This window comes from Curtobacterium sp. B18 (assembly GCF_000333375.1).
In the GTDB taxonomy this organism is placed as follows: Bacteria; Actinomycetota; Actinomycetes; order Actinomycetales; family Microbacteriaceae; genus Curtobacterium.
Window position 1 is genome coordinate 1 of the sequence record NZ_BACZ01000163.1, and the last position, 1974, is coordinate 1974.

Consider the following 1974-nt stretch of genomic DNA (forward strand, 5'->3'; position numbering starts at 1 on the left):
GGGCTGTTCACCGCCGCGAAGCGGTTCGTCGAACGCACGCCGGACGCCCCGGCACGCGTGTTCGTCGACGACCTGCTCGGCGCCGACCTGCCCGAGGACTCGATCGGACCCGACCGCACCGCCGGACGGGTCCGCGTGCTCACCCCCTCGGCCACCATCGGACTCGAGTGCGACGTGGTCGTCGTGCTCGGGCTGCAGGACGGCGTCTGGCCGAACACGCGGGTCCGCGGCAGCCTGCTCGACCCCGACGGCCTGGTCCGTGCGGCCGCGGGGATCGACCACGAGACGATCGACGACCGTGCCGCGGTCATCGCCGACGAACTCCGACTGTTCGCCCGTGCGGTCTCCCGCGCGACCACCCAGGTGATCATCGGGACCGTGGCGAACGACGACGAGGCACCGTCCCCGTTCGTCCGCCTCGTGCCGGTGCCGCCCGACCGGCAGCCGACCGTCCACCCGCTCTCGCTGCGCGGGCTCGCCGGCTCGCTCCGACGTCGCGTGGTGGCCTCGGGCGACCACGAGGCCGCGTCCGCCCTCGCCCGCCTGGCCGAGGCCGAGGTCCCCGGTGCCGCTCCGGACGACTGGTACGGACTCGCCGAGCCCTCGACCGACGACCCGCTCGTCGACCTCGACGCCCCGCCGGCACCCGAGCACGAGGGGGGTGAACCGGTCGCACCGACCGTGTCCGTCTCGCCGTCGCGGATCGGCACGTTCGAGGAGTGCCCCGTGCACTGGTTCGTGCAGACGTTCGGCGGCAGCGCCCCGAGCCCGGCGATGGGGATCGGGACGATCGTGCACGAGACGATGGAGCACGCGACCGCCGTCGACGTGGAGTCCCTGTGGCAGCACGTCGAGGGACGGTGGGACGAGCTCACGTTCGAGTCGCCGTGGATCGCCGATCGCGAACGCGCCCGCACGCGCCGGATGATCGAGGGCCTCAGTGACTACCTCCGCACCTTCGCGAGCGCCGGACGCCGACTGCTCGGCGCCGAGACCTCGTTCGCGCTCGTCACCGGGCCGGCACGGATGCGCGGCAGCATCGACCGGATCGAGGTGGACCCGGACGGCCGCGTCAGCGTGGTCGACCTGAAGACCGGACGGTCGATGCCGAGCGAGAAGAACGACATGCCGGAGCACCCCCAGCTCGGCGCCTACCAGCTCGCGGTCGAGGACGGCGCGGTCGAGGGAGTGCCCGCCGGCTCGACGATGGCCGACGCCCGGCTGGTCTTCGTGCAGAACGCCCGGAGCGGCCGCGCGTACTCGGAACGGACGCAGCAGGCGTTCGACGACGACGCACGTGAGACCTACCGCCAGCGGCTGCACACCGTCGCGGCGGGCATGGCCGGTCGCACCTTCCTGGCGAACGTCGACGACCACTGCGAGAAGGCCCGGACCGGCGTCCCGTGCCGGATCCACGTCGTGGGCGAGGTGACCTGGTGAACGAGGACCAGCTGCTCGGACCCGACGACCCCACCGCGGTCGACCCGGACGACGTCGCCGCACCCCGCCACGGTGCCGACGCGATCGCCGACGCCCTCGGACGCCCACGCCCCACGCCGCAGCAACGCGCCGTCATCGAGTCGCCGCTCACCCCGGCGCTCGTCGTCGCGGGGGCCGGCAGCGGCAAGACCGAGACCATGGCGTCCCGCGTCGTCTGGCTCCTCGCGAACGGGATGGTCCGCCCCGACGGCATCCTCGGGCTGACCTTCACCCGCAAGGCCGCCGGGGAACTCTCGGTCCGCATCAACGACCGCATCCGCGCGCTCGAGGACGTCGGACTGCTCGCAGCCGGTGACGCGTTCGAGGCGCCGACGGTGTCCACCCTACACGCGTTCGCCAACTCGGTCTTCCGCGAGAACGCGCTGCTCGTGGGCCGCGACGGCGAGTCCCAGGTGCTGACCGAGCCGTCCGCCTGGCAGCTCGCACGCCGGTTCGTCGTCGCCGCGCGGGACGACCGGTTGTCCGGCCTCGACC

At 73.4% G+C, this 1974-nt stretch carries 2 protein-coding genes; both read left to right on the top strand.

Annotation, left to right across the window (positions count from 1 at the left end; genetic code table 11):
* A partial coding sequence (locus tag I5E_RS04370; protein ID WP_022905918.1) for a PD-(D/E)XK nuclease family protein occupies positions 1-1440 on the top strand: 1440 nt, incomplete at its 5' end.
* An 83-nt stretch (positions 1441-1523) separates the two neighbouring features.
* The coding region (locus I5E_RS04375) for a UvrD-helicase domain-containing protein (RefSeq protein ID WP_261974854.1) at positions 1524-1974 on the top strand (451 nt) is incomplete at its 3' end.